Raw genomic sequence first — 15,066 nt, forward strand, 5'->3', positions numbered from 1 at the left:
TTCAACAATTGTTAAACCCGATATTTTTCTCTTAATCAAATTTTTTTTGAATTAATCTTTGGAGTATAAATAGAATCGGGTACTTTAAAATAGCTATCCGCACAGGCGGATTTAGTTCAACAATGCGTGGTTTACGTTAATTTGAAGCGACAGTGGAAAAAACGGATGATACCCACCCAGTGAAAACGGCCATACCCGTTCACTTTTTTGCATAATCAGTCAAGGCGCTGTAAAAATAGATTATTTTTTTCTCAAAGTATCTCCTAAAAGATCAAAACGTAGAGCCGTATGTACAATTCTGTCTAGAATGGCATCAGCCGCAGTCGTATTTTTCTTCATTACGTCATACCAATCAGCAACAGGAAGCTGACTGATTATAACAGTTGACTTTCTTGAATGCCTGTCCTCAATGATTTCCATGAAGTCCAGCAGTTGCTGTCCGTCCAGAACTTTCATACCAAAGTCATCCAGTATAAGCAGGTCGGTCTGTGCCATCCTGTCAAAGAACTTTGGCAAGGAGGACTCTATGCGTGCCATGGAGATGTGTTCAAAAAGTTTTTGCATGTTGAAGTACGCGACCTTGTAACCGGAAAGACAAGCCTGATACCCCAATGCTGTACCGAGCCAGCTCTTTCCAGTGCCCGAAGCTCCTGTGATAGTTACGGGCACGCCTTTTCTTATGTACTCACAGGTGGCCAGCCTCATGATCCTGTCCCTTTCCACACCTCGTGCAGCATCCATGGACAAATCTTCAATGCACACCTGATAGCGGAAGCGGGCGTCCTTGATAAGCCGGGCATTGCGGTTCTCCTTTCTCTGGTCCTGCTCCGACTGCAATAGCAGCTGCAGGCCGTCACTGAAGGACATGGAGTCTACCTTTCTTGTTTCCTGTAACGAGAGCCAGCATTGTGCCATTCCCGGCATCCTGAGACTCTTCAGTTCATTTGCGATTTCATTCATAACACTTTAATTTTTAAAAATTATACATATTACTTGAATTGTTCTTTTCCTCTGATGTTGGCATGGTCGGGATGGGCAGGGATGCAGTCGATGGATTCTGTCTCATTGACTTCCTCCACCCCCTTGCATTTGCTTTTTACTAGTTGCAGGACGAAGGGATATCGATACTTCTGATATATCAGGGCTGTCTCGCACGCCTTCCTGAACAGGTTTGGATCGGTCGTTCTCTGCAGGTGCAGCAGACCCTCACAGCTTCTGTAGAAGGTCTCAGGAGGCACGGTTGCCGTCGCAAACATATATTCGATGACCTGGCCAAGCTCGTCCATCGCTTTCTTGCCACGTGTGACATAATACTCCGGAGACCGGTCACGGTAAGCCAGCGAGTTGGACGCGAGGTGTTCACGTACCAGCGTATAATGTCCGGCGGAGTAATCTCGTTGATGCGTTGCCACACATTCCCCCTGGCAATACACCTTTACAAGTGTCCGGGTATAAATGACCTTGACTTTTTGTCCGATGAAGGAGTGCGGCACGGAGTAGTAGTGCTTGTCTCTTCCCAGATAGATGCACCCGTTGACGCCCACCTTCAGCTGGGTATAGGAGCGTATCTCGAAGTCGGCGGATGGAAGCGGACGGAGCTCGGGCTTCTCAATGGCCAGGAACTGTTCCTCACGGGTATATGGATGCTGCTGCATGCGTTTCTGATTGTGGACCTTCATTTTCTCCGCTACGGCTCTGTTCAATTCCTCCAGCGAATAGAAACGTTCGTTGCGCAAAGGGGCATAGACCCTCTGATAGACAAGCTTCACATGATCCTCGACAAGACTTTTGTCCTTTGGGTGTACCGGACGTGCCGGCAAGACAACGCAGCCATAATGGTTTGCAAGGTCCTCCATGACGCGGTTGATCTCCGGTTCATAGGGGTCGGTCTTGATGACGGCGGATTTCAGGTTGTCCGGGACAATTATTTTTGGAACGCCTCCAATGGATCTGAAACAGCTTGCAATGGCATACACCAGATCCTCGCTTCTTTGAGAGGGAACGCCCAGAGCGTAGCCATAGTCCGTTGCGGGCATACATGCGACAAACATCTGAACCGTAATGATCTCGCCCGTCTCCATGTCGGTGTACTCCATCGTGTCCCCGGCAAAGTCTATGAAGATCTTCTCTCCACCAACAAAGGTGTCCTTCAAAACGGTTGAGGACCTTTCTTCTTCGGCCAACTTGTTCTGCCTGCAGTGAAAGCGGAACTGCGTAAGAGAGTATCCCTCTGGGTTCTCCGCCTTGTATTCCTCCCACAGGAGCTTGAGAGTTACATGTTTGCGAGCCTCTTCCTTTTTCAGGTAAGGGAGTTTCTCCTTAAGCTGCTCAAAACGCATATCCGTGTAGGCCGGACTGCCGCCGGTCATGCGGTGCTCCAGCACGGGGTCGTCAAGCCTGAGAAGTCTGTTGATGTTCATACTGTCGGATTCCGCACGTTTGACGTAGCGGTTCACCGTTTCCTTGTTCATCTCCAATTGCGTGGCTATCTTACGGTTGGATACCCCATCCAGATGCAACTGGAGCACTTGTTTGATCTTGCTCATTTCTTTTGTCTTTCCTGCCATGACTTTGATTATGCTTACTTGGGTACTGTTACACAGCACAAAGTAAACCGGACAAAAGTGAACGGACATGCTCCGTTTTTTAAAAAGTCTGGATAAGTGAACGGCAATGCTCCGTTTTGCTTTATCATCCAGTTCCTTACGAAGACAAATTGGGTGGCAATGCTCCGTTTTTAGGTGGATTTTTGCCTTACCAGAATTGTCTGGGTGGTAATGCTCCGTTTTTTTGTCTGTTTTTGCCTGTTCTTGCAGGAAATGAACGGACATGCTCCGTTTTTTAGGCCCTTTTTAGGACAAAAAGAAGGTTATTGAACTCCGTCTTTTTGGGTGGGTATGCTCCGATTTTTCCACGACAGAATCCGCCGGTAGGTTTGCAGCCGTTGAAACCAACATGATCACGTTTCCCGCACTGTGTCTATCCCTGACAGTTAGTGGTAATTTTGAATTTTTGGAAAAAGTAATTGAACAGAAAAGTAACTCGTGGGTTAATAATATTGGATAAATATTTAATAAATTTTAAAATCATATATTATTTCATACTTTTGTACAATAATCAAGTATGGCAATAGTTAAAAGATTAAATTAAAAGGAAGGTTATGAGTACCATATTGGAAAGTTTAAAGTCATACTTTCAAAACAATTCCAGAGAGCAAATAGAAAGGGATTGGGCTGAATTTGAAAAGTACGATAAAATAGGACTTAAAGTAGATGAGTTTTTAGAACGATGCAAATTGTTATATGAACAAGATACAAAAGATACCTACTGGGAATATAATTGTTTAAATCAAATAATTAAAAATCCGAAGTTCGCTTCGGATTTTTTTTTAATTTAGTTTTCTAAAATTAACTATGACATTAAATGAATAAAGCCGCATTTACTTTAGAAAAATATCGATTTGAGAAAGTAATGATTGATTTTTCAAAAAAATCATCAAATGATTTAGACATCGGTTTTGAACCGTCTGGAAAATTTTTCTCGTCTGACTCTAGTTATGAACTAAAATTTGTATTTATTGCTCATAACGAAAATCCGAAAAATGCATTTGTTCAAATTGAATGTATTGCTCAGTTTAAATTTGAAGAAAACATAAAATTTGAAGAGATCCCATCCTATTTTTACAGAAATAGTATTGCCATAATCTTTCCGTATGTTAGAGCTTTTATTAGTACTGTAACTTTACAAGCTAACATTCCACCAATTGTAATTCCAACAATGAATTTATCTTCTTTGGAGAATCCTTTAAAAGAAAATACAATACAGATTTAACTTGACATTACATTGAAAGTAAAAACCGTATACCAAACACTTGAAGATAGAGGAAATCCAGATGAGATAGAACAAAATGCACCGTTTCCATGTCATTGGGAGAATGCTTGGCTTGGTGACGGTTACTACTTTTGGGATACCTTTATAGAAAATGCTCATTGGTGGGGAAATGTAAGATATAAAAATAACTATGTAATTTGTAGCTTCAGTTGTGACTTTGATACAGCAACCTGTTTCGATTTAGTTGGAGATACAGAACACATGTTAGACTTCTCCAATAGCATTGAATTTCTAAAACAGCAAAAATTAATTGATGTTAATACAACTGTCCCTAGAGTCTTAGCTCTTTTGAAAAGCAAAGTCAAAGGATTTAATTATCAGGCGATAAGAGTTTATGGCATAAAATCAATTTCAGATTTTAAACAAGACTTTGAGAAATATAGACATCGATTGGTTTTTGAACTTTCAAAACCCCAATATTTAGACTATAAACCTGCAATACAAATTTGCATATTTGACAAAAAAGGAATTAACCTAAGAAATACAAAAATTGAATTTCCAGACGAATACAATTATGACTTTTTAGTTTAAAAACTACCGCTAATAAATAGGACTCTGAGCGGTCTGCAAGACCCAGCGATGAGTCTGTGTTGATTGCCACTACAACCTGTTTCTGCCTTACCGGTTAAAATCAAATATAAATCTGGAAATAAACAGTTCCACTTCCACTATAGTCAAGCCACTTAACGATCTTTTCAAGATCAAACATTTATTAATCGCGCAGCGTAAAACAACCATTCCGTTTTGGCTGGGTTCTGTCTGAGCAAAGTCCGCCTCCTGGCGGACGGCGCGAGTTCAGCCAGCCAAGCATTTTTCTTTGGTTCCGTTTCCTTTGTTGCCACAAAAGAAATGAATGTATAATCTTTTTGTGACGACAACTAAGCGAAGCGGCCTCACTCTCCGGCATTTTAAAGAGAATAAAAAAGAATAAGGCAATTTGACCGGATTAAAAATCTACCGGCCAGGTTTAATATTTTTTTTAAAATTACTTTGTCTGTATAAAAAAATCTACCTTTAAGTATGAGAATACTTATCCGTTGTGCAAAATTGCAAAAAAACATTCTGTGAAGAAATTACACTTTGATTATAGTTTCCTTTTGTGAAACTTTATTTGTATATTTGCAGATAAGTTTATGAAAGTACATTTGATTAAAAAACAGTCTATTGAGGACTATGTCTTAAAAAATGCAAGAAGTGTTGCATCATTTGAGATTTAGTTATCAATTATTAAACGAGTTGATTGGAATGAGCCTAAAGAGATTATCTCGACTTTTAATAGTGCAGATATTCTTGGTAAAGGTTCAGACAGAGTTGTATTTAATATTGGCGGAAACAATTACAGACTGATTTGCAAATATAACTTTGGAAATACAAGAGTTCATCTCTTTGTAAAGTGGATTGGTACTCATGCAGAGTATACAAAACTTTGCAACGAAGGAAAACAATACGAGATTGATGTTTATTAAAGTTTTAAAAAGAAAAATATGAAAACATTAATATATACAGTAATAAAGGATATTAAGCAATACAAAAATTATTGTGACACTTTGGAGAAATTGGTTCTTCGAAATGATAAAGAAAATAATGACGAGATTGAACTGCTTACTCTATTGATTGAAAAATGGGATAATGAGCATAATACATTTAATGATTCAGATCCAATAGTATTACTTAAATTTCTAATGGAAAATCATGATTTAAAGGCAAAAGATTTGGTAACTATTATGGATTTATCAAAAGGGACAATCTCAAAGATTTTAAACTATCATAAAGGACTTTCAAAAGATACAATAAGGAAGCTTTCAGATTATTTTAAAGTATCTCAAGAAGCCTTTAATCGACCTTATAAACTGATTAACGAAGTGAATAAACATTTCCGAAATGCAAGTTTAATGAATACAAGGAAAAATATGATAGAGGCATAAAAGTAACCGTTCGGCAAAATGCACCTTTCAAAACCTTTAATTAATATTATGGGTGATGCTATTTACAGTAGTTTTGTGGCAGAAGTTCTGCCAATCTATTGGCTTTGTGCTCAGAAATACGTGAGAGAACGTCCCTGAACCAGGTAAAGGGTTCTACTTTGTTGAGTTTGCAGGATCCAATAAAGGAGTACATCATGGCCGCCCTTTGTGCGGCTTCATGTGATCCGGCAAATAGATAATTCTTCCTTCCCAGAGCCACCGGACGTATGCTATTCTCCACAAGGTTGTTATCTATTTCATAACGGCCATCTTCCATGTAACGCAACAGCCGGGGCCATAAGGCCAGGGTATAAGATATAGCTCCCCCTATAACACTTTTGGGCAAAACCTGTTCAAGGTTTGCTTTTAGCCAGGTTTCCATTTTGGTTAGCACGGGCAATGCTTTTTCCTCCCTCAGGGATTTTCGGGCTGTTGCATCCATCCCCTGTTCTCGGGCACATCGCTCCATGGCATACAAATCCTGCATCAGCATAAGCATCTGCTTTGCCCTATCCGGATCATTATCTAAGGAATCTTCAAATTTACGCCTGGCATGCGCCATGCTGAAAAGCTCTCACACTGTACGTACGTGTCTCGTATACAGCGGTTCATTATAATGTGGGGCAACTTTGATTTTTTTTGAGTACACATGTTGATAAATTTTATCTTCAAGCTCTGTATATTCAATGATATTAAACTATAGGGTTCTGTTTTTAACCCAAAACGCCCTTAAGGGATAAACAAGTTTATATATTAGACGTTGTTCTTGTGTAATAATTTCGCAGCTACCATTATATAAACTTTTCATAGAAATATCTTTACCGTATGTAGTTAATAATTTTGACGAAAAATTAACTTCAGCAAAGTAAAAGTCATTATCCGGGACAAGAGATATCTTATTGACAAAACCGCAAAGCATACCATATTCCATATATGGAAAATCATCTAATTTAATAATAACTTTCTGTCCAACCTTAACTTTGCCAGAACTTTGTATAGGTAATTGTATCTTGGCAATATAAGAAATTGAACCAGAAGGTATGATAGTAAATACGACATCCCCTTTTTTTACATTTTGGTTTTTGTTCCATATACGAGTAAAAGTCATTATGCCATCTGTTGTTGATTTTAAAATATATGTTTTTTCCCAATCAGAAATATGTGAAAGTAAAACTTCATAGCTTTCTTTAAGATTATTATGTTGTTGGGTTGTTTGTTCTAAACGTTGAGATGATAAATCGAGAATATCCTGATTTAATTTTGTAACTTGAATGTTTGCATTAATAATTTCGGTATTTACATTTTCAAGAGTACTTTTTGACTGCAAATAGGTAGTCCGAGATTTCTCAAAATCAGCTAGCGCTATAACTTCATGTTTATATAATAATGAATCTCGCCTGAATTGACTTCTCGCAATACTTAATTGTTCTTTTGAATAATACAATTTTTTATTTAATTTTTTGATATAGCTATTTTCTTGAGATATCTCGAAGTTAAGGCTTGCTATTTTTTTTCGTTGGTAATTAAGAAAAACAAAATTGTTATAGTCACTTAATTGTTTTATGAAAGATGAATAATATGGCTGAATCTCGCCTAATTTAAAATAATCATATGTAATTCCTGAAAAGATAGTATCCTTAAACTGAAATATTGAGTTTAAGGAGTCTGTTAAGTTTTTAATTGCGAAAACTTCCTTATAATCGGCATTACTCTCTATAACTGCTAATATCTCATTTTCATTTACATGTTGATTGTCCCTAATAAATATTTTTTCAATCCGACCATCTGAATGTGCTACTATAGAAGAAGGAATATTATTTGCAGTAATTTGAACTTTTCCTGAAACGATATCAGGGTATTTAAAAAACCAGCATCCTATAAGGATTATCATTAGAAAAATAAATATTATGGTAATGCCAAATCTGACAAACCATTTAGGTACAATTCCAATAATATCATTAATCTCATTGTTCTGTAACCTAAGTTTTCCAATTTCTGTTTTTAGTGGTTTATTATTTTCCATTGTTTAATTACCAAGTTCAAGTTGGTTTTTAACTAAATTGAAATAAGAACCTTTTATTGAAGTAAGTTCATGATGAGTGCCTATTTCGGTAACACAACCATTGTTTAGAACAATAATTTGATCAGCATTTTTAACGGTACTTAAACGATGAGCTACCACAACAACTGTCTTACCTTTAAAAAATTGTAAGAGATTTTCCATTATGATACGCTCATTATTCGCATCGAGTGCATTGGTAGCCTCGTCAAAAAACACGAATTCTGGGTTTTTATAAATAGCCCTTGCAATTAAAATTCGCTGCTTTTGTCCCTGACTAAGTCCATTACCTTCCTTCCCAATTATTGTATTATAACTTAATGGCAAACTCTCTATGAAGTCTTGAATGTTCGCCATTTTTACTGCATATAGAAGTTTTTCTTTGTTTATTTTTTCATCAGAAATGGCTATGTTCGAAGCAATAGTTTCGGAAAAAATAAAGCCATCCTGCATAACAACCCCACACTGACTTCGCCACCAACTATTGTTGTAGTTCAGTAAATTAATGTCTCCTATATTAACACTGCCTTCAACCGGTAAATAAAAACCAAGCAAAAGTTTTAACAAGGTTGTCTTGCCACTTCCACTTGCACCCACAATCGCCGTTGTTTTTTTCTGAGGGATAGTTATATTTACATTATTTAACACTTTTGGAGAATGAGGCCCCTCATATTGATAAGTGACATTTTTTAGTATAATACTTCTATTTTCGGGTAGATATGTAAGCTTAGTTTCTTCTGGTATTTCTTCATCTTTTTTAATATGGATTTCACAAAGTCGCTCTATGCTTATTTTAGCAAGTTGACTACTTTGAATAAATTCAATCATTTGTTCTATAGGACTATTTAATTGTCCTATAATGTATTGAATTGCCAGCATCATACCCAATGTCATTTGGCCGTTGAGTACAGCAGTAGCTGCCATTATAGTGATAATAATATTTTTAGTTTCATTAATAAAAACAGATCCTGATATTTGGTATTGTGTTACAGACAGATTATTAAGGTTGATATAAAATAAATTAGCTTGTATACCTTCCCATTTCCATCGTTTCTGACGTTCGCAATTATTAAGCTTTATCTCTTGCATACCTTCAATTAACTCTAGCGTATTATTTTGATTAGCCGATAGTTGAGCAAACCTTCTATAATCCAAATCTTTCCTCTTTTTCATAAACAAAAACATCCACAGACAATATAATGTACTACCGAGCATAAATACAATGAAAATTTTTATCTCATAAATAGCCAAAACTACCCCAAAGATAATAAGGTTAAAACTTGAAAAAAGCACACCTAACATTTGAGAAGAAAAGAATTGTTCTAGCCTTTCATGATCATTCAAACGCTGCAAAATATCCCCAGTCATTTTGTTGTCGAAAAAACTTATCGGTAGCCTCATTAATTTGGAAAGGAAATCAGATAAAATTGAAATATTTATTCTTGCACTAATATGTATAAGTATCCTAGACCGAATAAAATCTACAGTTGTTCGACTTATAAATAATGTCATTTGCGCCATCAGGGCAAGGTAGATAAAATTTAGGTCCCGTGTATTGATACCAGTATCAACAATAGCTTGAGAAATAAAAGGAAAAATTAATTGAACAATACTACTAAATAATAAACTCACAAATAATTGAAAGAAAAATTTCTGGTAGACTAAAATATATGAATATAAGAACTTAAAACCGGATGTTTCTTTGTTATTAGCTATTGTTTTGTAGAATTCTGACGTAGGTTCAAGCAACAAACAAGTACCAAAATCTCCATCATTATTTGAATTATTAATCCAACCTCTTTTAAAATCGCTAATTGAAAATTTTAAAAGTCCATATGCTGGATCGGAAACATATACCAGTTTTTTTTTTATTTTATAAACAACGATAAAATGGTTTTGGTTCCAATGGACAATGCATGGTAATTGAGCCTCATTTGCCAAAGACTCAAACTTTAGATTTACACCAATTGTTCTGAAACCTATTTTTTCAGCCGCTTCACTAATACCTAATAATGAAACACCTTCACGCGTAATAAAACAATTTTCACGAAGATATTGAAGGTTATAATTTTTGCCATAAAACTTTGACACCATATGAAGACATGATGGGCCGCAATCTGTCTGATCATGTTGATGGATGAATGGGAAGGATGACATTTCTATTATTTATCTAACCATGTACTAACTGACGTTAAAATTGATGGCCAATTAAACTCATTTTTAATGATTTTACCAGATGCGTCATAGGTATTGGAAAAATAGTTATGATCTAAATTATGCAAACGTAATATTGTAAGATTATCCTTTTGATTTCTATAAAAACATAATGGCAAATAATCATTTAAGGCAGAGGCATCGTCATTAGTACCATATACAATTAAAATAGGTTTATCCACCTTTAATAGATAGTTAATTGGAGGATAAAAATTAAAAGAATAATCATTTAGAAAATTAAAATAATTGTCGTCTTGTGGAAATGAATCCTTTTTTAAGTACCACTGACTGACCAATTTTTGATGCTGATATATTGAATCGAGCTTTTGTTGTACATTATTAGATGGCAATTCATTTAACATTTCTTTCTTCTTTAAAGAATATATAGATATACTTTGCCGATCAAAAGGATTTGACGACATACAAACCACTTTAGTGATTAATTTGGAAAAATTACACGCAAGTTTTGCAGCTACTGAATATCCTTGGGAATGTCCGACTATATAAACTTTATTAGTATCAATAAAATCTTTTTTTAATAAATAAGTTATTACTTGAGCTGAAGCCTTAACATAATAATCTAAATTATCATTACGAATAAATTTTGATCTTACTTGTTGGTTATCTGCAATTTGATTTCTGTGATTAAAATCATAAGATATTGGTAACCCGGGCTTTGAGATTATTACGATATGGTATTTTTCCATAAAATCTTTTGGAAATAATGAAGATACGGAACAAAAAAAGTCTTTACCATCAACAAAAAATAATGGACTCTGTCCGGAACCTTGAATAAAAAGCAGCATTGCTTTTTTGGAAGAAATAGGAGAACTTACAATAAAACGAATAGAATCTATGGTCGATTCTTTCGAAGTATCTTTAATTGAGAAATAATTGAAACCACACTTATTAATTGAAATTGATTCTTTTTCTATTTGAGCATTGACAATTTGAAAAGAGAATAAAATAACAGCCAATAAATTAAACATTTTCATAGTATCCAATTTTTTCTATTTTACAATCATTAATTATATTTTCAGGTAAATCAGCCAATAATCTATTTTGTATATGCCTGATAAGATTATAAATTTGGTTACAGTATACGGAAGGATTATCAAAATTATTTTTATTTGAAAACCTATGAGCTAATTGCCCCCCTCCGCATAATTCTTTAATTTCACATTCTAGACAATTTTTAGATAAATAATCATCAGAATGAGCATAATAATAATTTTTAAATAGATTATCTTTAAATAGATCATCTAACTCATTTCTATCTACATTTAAATTAGTTCTCGTAAATCCATTACCACATATCCTTAATGAGTCAACAGCTTCAATATCACCATTTGTTTTTACTGTTAAAACGGCATTTTCATTTGTTCCAAACATCTCGTTACCTAATTCAGTATATCCCAAAATTTTCTGACAAAGGAAATTGAATGGACGAAACATGGGTCTAGTTTCTGTATCATCATACCATAAGTCAAACAGTTTGATTAACCATTCACCAACTTTAGGAATATCATTGGGGTCTTGAACTTGATCATAATTCAAATCTGGAAATAAAAAACTTCCATGAGTAATCCCTATTTTTTTAAAATGTTCATATACTTTAATAGGCTCCTCTTTGGTGTTTATAACACTTAAAATGGCAACTTCATTATAACTATCTTTTAAAGTTTCAATTCCTTTTAAGATATCAGTATATGCAGAGGTTTTATCTTTTCTGTATACTCTATTTTCATTTGCAAATGGTGTCCCGTCCATGCTTACCCCAATATTAATTTTTAATCTTTTAAACAAATCACACCATTCTTCATTTAATAATGTACCATTAGTTTGCAGAGCAAAATCTATTTTTATATCTGTAATAATTTTGTTTGCTAATTCAATAAAATCAGAATAAAATTTTTTGCCTACCAATAACGGTTCACCACCGTGAAAAATTAACAGAAACGTTTTAAGATTATGCTTTTTTATATGATTATTCAATCTATAAAGGAGTTTTTCAGATGTTCTTAGATCAAGAAAGGAAGGTTCTTTCTTAAAAGATTTATCTCCTTTGTTAAATACGTAACAATAACTACAATTTAGGTTACATTTACTTGTAACTTTTAAAACCAAATTTTCTAATTTCATATTAAAATGTATTTAAAAAACAGGGTTATTTTTACATAACCCTGTTAAATTAAGATTATTTTCTTACATAGGTAGTATCAGGATATGCCACATTATCATATTTAGGAGGTTGAAGTGAAGTACCTCCTTTAAAATTTGCAAGTGACCTTTTTGATAACAATTCAAAAATTTCTGATGAGTGTTTTTTTAACTCACTTCTTGTTAAAGAAACTTTTTTCATGATTATAATTTTATTAAATATTAGTCTACTCGTTACCCTTTTCGACTTCCGGGACATAAAATTATGGCCATTAATTATTATTGCATTACAAATTTTATTATTTACACTCTGATATTTTCGGAGTATAAAATAATTACTCAATTTTTTTCTTTTTAAAGGTAAATACAAAAAAACAAGGTTCTTCATAACAATAAGATTCTAAATATTTATTATAATAGATTGGAGCACCGTATTTTTTCATAAAAGCAAGCGTCTGATAAATGACTGATTCGGACAAGCTCAATCTATTAGCTAATTCTTTTGGAGTCCCAGTTGCTTGTAATCTAATTAATTGATCGATTCTTTCAATTCTTTGCAAATATCTCACAATACTCATAACTGTAGTATTTAAAAAGTCCTCTTCATTAAAATTTATTATATTACAATGACAGGCAAATATGATTATTTTTAGTACATGTATTAATTCGTCAAAAGAGCATTTTAGGCATGATAACATGTCTAAAACAATCTTATTATTGTTTTAATTTAAAATATAAACATCAAATAGTTTATTAGATACTAATTTGTAAACTATAAATGATTAATCCAAATTTTAACAAAATATTTTATTAACAAAATATTACTTACTAGCTGCTTTTGATTGTAATTTCCATATAATCTGCCCTTGCAGGTTAGAATCTTTAGGAAATAAAAAAAAATCCAGAAAGACCTGTGTATATTCCAGATGATTTGACTATCCACCGAACTTTTTTGAACGTATAAATTCACTTTTATTTGAATTGGGACGTTCAATAATACATATATATTTAATAATGTGCATAGTATGCAACAAATATTCCGAACTTTATTCCGAACTTTTAATTATCCAATAACCAGTTTTACGAGAACCTTTTCGTTCAATTAATCCAATATCTTTAAGGCTTTCGATAATTTTTTCAACTGCCCTGCTTGAAATCCCAATTGAAACAGCTAGTTCGGAAGCTGTAATATGAGGATTATTCCGAATTAAGTTTACGACCTTTTCCGAACTTTCGTTTAGTTTTGTTAAAGTATTGTCAATTTTAGATTTCACATTATTAAAATCATGTGTTCCTTTAAAAGCTGGATGAATCAGAAAATCAACTTCAAAAAAAGTGCGCTTTTCATCGAAATCAAAAACAGGCTAAGGCGAACCATTATCTTTCATTGCTTTTTTAATTCGGGGAATACCTGTTGCTTTTCCTTCGGTAAGATAAAGTTCTTTGAGAAAATCACCCAGACGGCGGTTTCGGTAACGGCGAGGTTTTATGATACCCAATTTAAAAGCTCCTAACTTAAATGAACGGTATGGACCTTCATTGTTAAAGTTTTAAGAAGAAATTTTGCAATATTTAAGTTTGAAATTTGATTAATAATAATGAACTTAGTATACCAAATATAATATTAACAAAGGAGGTAAATTATGGGAATTAAAACAGGACCAAAAAGAACTACTAAATCAACAGGAGAACCAGACAGGCGCCAACGAGATAATAAGGATACTCCCGGAAATACGCCATCACTGAAGCCACACGAGCATAAGAAAGGGGATTAATCACTATGACCCTGAAGAAATGAAATTATCCTTTTGTCGACAGAAGTTTCGAAAAGAAACAGATGAAGAAATGATAAAGTGTAAAAGTCAAGACTTGATCTGACAGTTGGATATTTTTTACCTCTATGGGGTCAATGCATTTTCTGAGGGATTTTCTCCTGAAATGATTTGTTTCAAAAGGGGGCTTTATGGCCCCCTTTGACCATTCCAGTCGGACAATGTATTCCTAACAGTTGGCCGCCACTGAACCTGTTTCTGCTTCATTGTCAGAGGTAAATTCTAGAGTTTTTCTGGTTATTTAAAATTTTCACAGGAAATACCTTCGTTGCTTCTCAGTAAAAATAAAAAGCTTCAATTGACAGTGATATTTTTAATTAAGTAACCGCTCCAGGTGTTATCGTTATCTTTTACCCTGAGTTTCACCTGTTTTGTGCCGGCAGAGTTAAATGAAAAGTCAACTACCCCATTTGTAGTCTGAAAATTAACCGTATTATCCATGGTGAAATCATATTCAACAACTTTACCACCAAACCTTGCATCTTTGTCGTAAGACGAAGATGCATCAAATTCTATTTCATGACTTGAAAGGTTACTGATAGGGATATAGGTAAAAGAAGCTACTGGAGGCAGATTATCGAATATGATAAAATTCAAACGCCTTTCCTCGCTTTTCAAATACGCATCCTTTACACTACAGGTAATTTGGCAAATTCCTGCTGAAAGGCCTTTAAAAGTAAGGGTATGGTCATCCAAAAAGACAAGAGTATCCAAATGTCCGCTTGAACTGATTTGAAGCCGTTGAGCCCTCTCCGATGTGATTTTATAGGTTAAGGTTAAAATAGTATTTACTTTAATGGAATCTATAGAATCCGTGTATAAAAGGCCATCCTTATACAAGGTCAGGCCAGGGGGAGTATCCATATTATAATAATAATCGTCCCATTTTTCACAGGAGGAAAGCAACAAAAATGCACCCAGAATAAAAAAGAAGTACTTCATGGAT

At 34.4% G+C, this 15,066-nt stretch carries 16 protein-coding genes; 5 read left to right on the top strand and 11 right to left on the bottom strand.

Going from position 1 to position 15,066, the window contains the following annotated elements; translation table 11 throughout:
• Positions 1 to 240: 240 nt before the first annotated feature.
• Entirely contained in the window at positions 241 to 960 is a 720-nt protein-coding gene (gene istB, locus Q8907_00085) for an IS21-like element helper ATPase IstB (GenBank protein MDP4272660.1), read from the bottom strand.
• Between the two features lie 29 nt (positions 961 to 989).
• A complete protein-coding gene (gene istA, locus Q8907_00090) occupies positions 990 to 2,567 on the bottom strand; it encodes an IS21 family transposase (GenBank protein MDP4272661.1) in 1,578 nt (525 codons plus the stop codon).
• A gap of 593 nt (positions 2,568 to 3,160) precedes the next feature.
• Here istA and Q8907_00095 point away from each other — a divergent pair.
• The 5 genes from Q8907_00095 to Q8907_00115 all read left to right on the top strand — a co-directional run bounded on the left by Q8907_00095 (position 3,161) and on the right by Q8907_00115 (position 5,816).
• Positions 3,161 to 3,397, top strand: a complete 237-nt coding sequence (locus tag Q8907_00095; protein MDP4272662.1) for a hypothetical protein — start codon at positions 3,161 to 3,163, stop codon at positions 3,395 to 3,397.
• Positions 3,398 to 3,423: 26 nt separating this feature from the next.
• Positions 3,424 to 3,831, top strand: a complete 408-nt coding sequence (locus tag Q8907_00100; GenBank protein MDP4272663.1) for a protein-export chaperone SecB — start codon at positions 3,424 to 3,426, stop codon at positions 3,829 to 3,831.
• Positions 3,832 to 3,843: 12 nt separating this feature from the next.
• Entirely contained in the window at positions 3,844 to 4,422 is a 579-nt protein-coding gene (locus tag Q8907_00105) for a hypothetical protein (protein MDP4272664.1), read from the top strand.
• 695 nt (positions 4,423 to 5,117) lie between these two features.
• On the top strand, positions 5,118 to 5,357 hold the full coding sequence (locus Q8907_00110) for a type II toxin-antitoxin system HigB family toxin (GenBank protein ID MDP4272665.1): 240 nt from the start codon (positions 5,118 to 5,120) through the stop codon (positions 5,355 to 5,357).
• 18 nt (positions 5,358 to 5,375) lie between these two features.
• Complete coding sequence (locus Q8907_00115) at positions 5,376 to 5,816, top strand: helix-turn-helix domain-containing protein (protein MDP4272666.1); 441 nt, start codon at positions 5,376 to 5,378, stop codon at positions 5,814 to 5,816.
• A 58-nt stretch (positions 5,817 to 5,874) separates the two neighbouring features.
• On the opposite strand, the gene Q8907_00120 is transcribed toward Q8907_00115, so the two are convergent.
• From Q8907_00120 to Q8907_00160, 9 genes are all read right to left on the bottom strand, one after another.
• Entirely contained in the window at positions 5,875 to 6,417 is a 543-nt protein-coding gene (locus tag Q8907_00120; protein ID MDP4272667.1) for an IS66 family transposase, read from the bottom strand.
• 135 nt (positions 6,418 to 6,552) lie between these two features.
• Positions 6,553 to 7,878: an HlyD family efflux transporter periplasmic adaptor subunit gene (locus Q8907_00125; protein ID MDP4272668.1), complete on the bottom strand. Its 1,326-nt coding sequence runs from the start codon at positions 7,876 to 7,878 to the stop codon at positions 6,553 to 6,555.
• A 3-nt stretch (positions 7,879 to 7,881) separates the two neighbouring features.
• Positions 7,882 to 10,071, bottom strand: a complete 2,190-nt coding sequence (locus Q8907_00130) for a peptidase domain-containing ABC transporter (GenBank protein MDP4272669.1) — start codon at positions 10,069 to 10,071, stop codon at positions 7,882 to 7,884.
• A gap of 5 nt (positions 10,072 to 10,076) precedes the next feature.
• Positions 10,077 to 11,123 carry a hypothetical protein gene (locus Q8907_00135; GenBank protein MDP4272670.1) on the bottom strand — a complete coding sequence of 349 codons (1,047 nt, stop codon included), beginning with the start codon at positions 11,121 to 11,123 and terminating at the stop codon, positions 10,077 to 10,079.
• Positions 11,110 to 12,270: a radical SAM protein gene (locus Q8907_00140; GenBank protein MDP4272671.1), complete on the bottom strand. Its 1,161-nt coding sequence runs from the start codon at positions 12,268 to 12,270 to the stop codon at positions 11,110 to 11,112. The genes Q8907_00135 and Q8907_00140 overlap by 14 nt, the downstream gene beginning before the upstream one ends.
• A 55-nt stretch (positions 12,271 to 12,325) precedes the next feature.
• Positions 12,326 to 12,490: a hypothetical protein gene (locus Q8907_00145; GenBank protein ID MDP4272672.1), complete on the bottom strand. Its 165-nt coding sequence runs from the start codon at positions 12,488 to 12,490 to the stop codon at positions 12,326 to 12,328.
• Positions 12,491 to 12,623: 133 nt separating this feature from the next.
• Positions 12,624 to 12,866, bottom strand: coding sequence for an HTH domain-containing protein (locus Q8907_00150; protein ID MDP4272673.1), 243 nt, complete (start codon positions 12,864 to 12,866; stop codon positions 12,624 to 12,626).
• Positions 12,867 to 13,652: 786 nt separating this feature from the next.
• On the bottom strand, positions 13,653 to 13,787 hold the full coding sequence (locus Q8907_00155) for a hypothetical protein (protein ID MDP4272674.1): 135 nt from the start codon (positions 13,785 to 13,787) through the stop codon (positions 13,653 to 13,655).
• A 627-nt stretch (positions 13,788 to 14,414) separates the two neighbouring features.
• Positions 14,415 to 15,062 (bottom strand): hypothetical protein, encoded by a 648-nt coding sequence (locus Q8907_00160; GenBank protein MDP4272675.1) that lies wholly within the window; start codon positions 15,060 to 15,062, stop codon positions 14,415 to 14,417.
• Positions 15,063 to 15,066: the final 4 nt, after the last annotated feature.

Source organism: Bacteroidota bacterium, from assembly GCA_030706565.1.
In the GTDB taxonomy this organism is placed as follows: Bacteria; Bacteroidota; Bacteroidia; order Bacteroidales; family JAUZOH01; genus JAUZOH01.

What these genes read in the sequence shown, in the direction of transcription:
- Q8907_00095 (MDP4272662.1), top strand. Translation starts at nt 3,161, where the DNA reads ATGAGTACCATATTGGAAAGTTTAAAGTCATACTTTCAAAACAATTCC.
- Q8907_00160 (MDP4272675.1), bottom strand. Translation starts at nt 15,062, where the DNA reads ATGAAGTACTTCTTTTTTATTCTGGGTGCATTTTTGTTGCTTTCCTCC.
- Q8907_00100 (MDP4272663.1), top strand. Translation starts at nt 3,424, where the DNA reads ATGAATAAAGCCGCATTTACTTTAGAAAAATATCGATTTGAGAAAGTA.
- Q8907_00115 (MDP4272666.1), top strand. Translation starts at nt 5,376, where the DNA reads ATGAAAACATTAATATATACAGTAATAAAGGATATTAAGCAATACAAA.
- istA (MDP4272661.1), bottom strand. Translation starts at nt 2,567, where the DNA reads ATGGCAGGAAAGACAAAAGAAATGAGCAAGATCAAACAAGTGCTCCAG.
- Q8907_00130 (MDP4272669.1), bottom strand. Translation starts at nt 10,071, where the DNA reads ATGTCATCCTTCCCATTCATCCATCAACATGATCAGACAGATTGCGGC.
- Q8907_00125 (MDP4272668.1), bottom strand. Translation starts at nt 7,878, where the DNA reads ATGGAAAATAATAAACCACTAAAAACAGAAATTGGAAAACTTAGGTTA.
- Q8907_00120 (MDP4272667.1), bottom strand. Translation starts at nt 6,417, where the DNA reads ATGGCGCATGCCAGGCGTAAATTTGAAGATTCCTTAGATAATGATCCG.
- Q8907_00140 (MDP4272671.1), bottom strand. Translation starts at nt 12,270, where the DNA reads ATGAAATTAGAAAATTTGGTTTTAAAAGTTACAAGTAAATGTAACCTA.
- istB (MDP4272660.1), bottom strand. Translation starts at nt 960, where the DNA reads ATGAATGAAATCGCAAATGAACTGAAGAGTCTCAGGATGCCGGGAATG.
- Q8907_00150 (MDP4272673.1), bottom strand. Translation starts at nt 12,866, where the DNA reads ATGAGTATTGTGAGATATTTGCAAAGAATTGAAAGAATCGATCAATTA.
- Q8907_00135 (MDP4272670.1), bottom strand. Translation starts at nt 11,123, where the DNA reads ATGAAAATGTTTAATTTATTGGCTGTTATTTTATTCTCTTTTCAAATT.
- Q8907_00145 (MDP4272672.1), bottom strand. Translation starts at nt 12,490, where the DNA reads ATGAAAAAAGTTTCTTTAACAAGAAGTGAGTTAAAAAAACACTCATCA.